The 2,658-nt window shown below is 64.4% G+C and carries 2 protein-coding genes; both read right to left on the reverse strand.

The window, feature by feature from the left end:
* Positions 1 to 89 precede the first annotated feature (89 nt).
* Complete coding sequence (istB, locus tag G0D83_RS30765) at positions 90 to 956, reverse strand: IS21-like element helper ATPase IstB (RefSeq protein WP_066811215.1); 867 nt, start codon at positions 954 to 956, stop codon at positions 90 to 92.
* Positions 953 to 2,479 (reverse strand): IS21 family transposase, encoded by a 1,527-nt coding sequence (gene istA / locus G0D83_RS30770; RefSeq protein WP_164198527.1) that lies wholly within the window; start codon positions 2,477 to 2,479, stop codon positions 953 to 955. The genes istB and istA overlap by 4 nt, the downstream gene beginning before the upstream one ends.
* Between the last annotated feature and the right edge of the window lie 179 nt (positions 2,480 to 2,658).

Here is a 2,658-nt window from a genome sequence, read left to right on the forward strand (position 1 = left end):
TGTGGCGCGACATCGCAGTTGAGTGCTGAGCGACATCGCAGGTGGATGACGGTGACGTTTTTTGACGGTGCCGGTTTGCGGCCGTCAGATCAAGTTTCGATGTCGCTGCTCAATGTCGCTGGCCGCGAGTTGTCCTTCGCTGTGGCGGTCTCCTTTTCGGGCTGTTGTTTGTCGCGGTCATCTTCGATGTCGCTGAGCGATGTCGCGGCGGCATAGGCGGCACGGCGTCGGTAGCTTTCGACGTTCATTTCGAAGATTGTCGCATGGTGGACGAGCCGGTCGATGGCGGCGATGGTCATCGCCCTGTCGGGGAAGATGGCGTCCCAACCACTGAACGGCTGATTGGCCGTGATCATGATAGAGCGCCGCTCGTATCGTGCGGAGATGAGCTCGAAGAGGGCACTGGTCTCGGCCTGATCCTTTCGCACGTACGACAGGTCGTCGAGGATGAGCAGGTCGAACTTGTCGAGCTTCGCGATCTCCTGAGTGAGCGCCAGGTCCTGCCGCGCCACTTGCAGGCGTTGGACCAGGTCCGACGTCCTTGCCATAAGCACACGGTACCCTCGTTGGATGAGTTCGTATCCGATGGCCCCCGCGAGGTGCGTCTTGCCCGAGCCGGGCGGGCCGAAGGCCAGCAAATTGTGCCCTGCCTGCAGCCAGCTGTCGCCTTCGACCAGCGCTCTGACGCGGGCCTGGCTCAAGGTGGGGACCGCCAGGAAGTCGAAGGCGTCGAGCGTTTTCCCTTGTGGCAGCCTTGCAGCGGCAAGATGACGTTGGATGCGGCGCTGTTCCCGCTCGCTCAGCTCCAGCTCGCACAGCGCCGCCAACAAGCGTTCGGCCGGCCAACCCTCCTTGTCGGCACGGGTGCAGAACTCCGGCCAGAGGCGGGCAACCGTGGGCAGCCTGAGCGCCGTCAGTAAGGTCGGCAGTGTTGCGGTTTCCACGGTCATGCTCATGCGGCCGCTCCCTGTCCTTGGATCAGGTCGTCGTAGCTGCCGGCAGAGGGGATGCAGACCGGGACATCGGGCCCACCATCGCCTTCGGTCCGCGTGAAGCGGGAGCGCAGGTCCCCGAGGACCGGAAGTTCGCCTCGGGCAAGGATTGCCGAGAGGGCCGCGGCCAATTCCGCCTCGCAGGTCTGATCATGGGCGAGCCACAGCAGGCCGACCATGATCCGGCAGGCTTGCCGCAGCGGTCCGGAAGCCGTCAGCGCGTCCCAGCATCGGCGGTATTCAGTGCGAGGGAAGAGCGCGTCGCGGTAGGTCAGATTGGCGATGGCCTGAGGCTTGGCCCGCAAGCTGTGGATGACGTGATGGTAGCTAACGACATAGCCATGACCCCCACGCCCGCCGGCAGGCGGGCGCCCGCGCGGTAGGGTCTCGAGGGGTGTGCCGCCGAGGAACAGCTCCAGGCGATCATCGAAGATGCGTAGCTTCAGCTCGTAGCCGATCAGGCGAGAGTGAACGGTGTAGAACACCTTTCGGAACACGAAGCCGCCCGACGAGGTCACCCTCACGCGCGCCTCGTCGTAATCACAGCTACGGCGCGCCGGAAGAGGCTGCAGATGTGGCCGTTCGACCCTCAGGCGGTCCCGATGCCGTGCATTGTGGCGCGCGACGACCTGGGCAACGAAGTGTCGCCAGTCGTCCAACTCATCGAAGTCATGACTGCCACGCAGCAGCAGGGCCTGCTCCAAGCGGGTCTTGAGATGTCCGTGCCGGCTCTCGATAGACCCGTTTTCGTGTGCAATGCCGCGATTGTTCCGGGTCGCTTCCATGCCGTAGTCGGCACACAGCGCATCATAGCGTCTGCGCAGGTCCTCTCGGGCATCCCGATCGAGATTGGCGAAGGCGGCCGACAAGCTGTCCGTCCGATGTTCGCGCGGGGCGCCGCCGAGAAGCCATAGGGCGTTCTGCAATCCGCCAGCCAAGGCGGTGTAGCTCTCGCCGCCAAGCACCACCTCGGCATGCTCCCAGCCCGAGTGGACCAGGGTGAAGTGATAGATCCGATGCGCCAAGGGCACTCCGGCAATCGTGACGCCGAGCGCGCGCGCGTCGAAGAAGTCGGACATGCCCTCCCGTCCCGGCGGGTGTGACTGGCGGAAGATCACTTCCCTGTCCGGCCCGTGTTCGGCGCGCCAAAGCCGCATCCGGCGCTCCAAGGTGCGGCGCGCAGAGCTCAGGTCCCGGTCCGGATGACGGTACTGCATCTCCTCGAGCACCGCGATCGGCCGAAGGCCCGGTGTCGCTTCGATCAGCGGAACGATCTCTTCATCCCACAGGCCGGCCAAAGGGTCGGGCTTGCCACCTCCGTGCCGGCGCTCACGTCGTTTCTGAGATGGAGGGCGGGGGTCACGTTCGATCCGGGCTCCGGTGCTGACACTGAAGCCGGCTTTGGCTGCCGCAATCTTTTGCGTGTGATGCTGTCGAAGGGTCATGTAATCCTCGTGTTGTCGGTCGGTGATGAAACGGCCGGGCATCCGATCCTCTTCTTGGTCGTCGAAGATCGGACCACCCTGACCGCCGTCACCGCCAACCGCACGGGGTAAACCCGCGCGAGATTTTGGGGGAAGCTACATCCGGGCTACGCCCGGCTTCCGCTTCCCCCAAAATCACCACCTGCAATGTCGCGCTGTTTCACCAGCGGTGTCGCTGCACA

The organism is Salipiger sp. PrR003 (assembly GCF_010500785.1).
GTDB classification, from domain to species: Bacteria; Pseudomonadota; Alphaproteobacteria; order Rhodobacterales; family Rhodobacteraceae; genus Salipiger; species Salipiger pacificus_A.

Coding starts and splice junctions, on each gene's coding strand:
- istB (WP_066811215.1), bottom strand. CDS start 956: ATGAGCATGACCGTGGAAACCGCAACACTGCCGACCTTACTGACGGCG.
- istA (WP_164198527.1), bottom strand. CDS start 2,479: ATGCCCGGCCGTTTCATCACCGACCGACAACACGAGGATTACATGACC.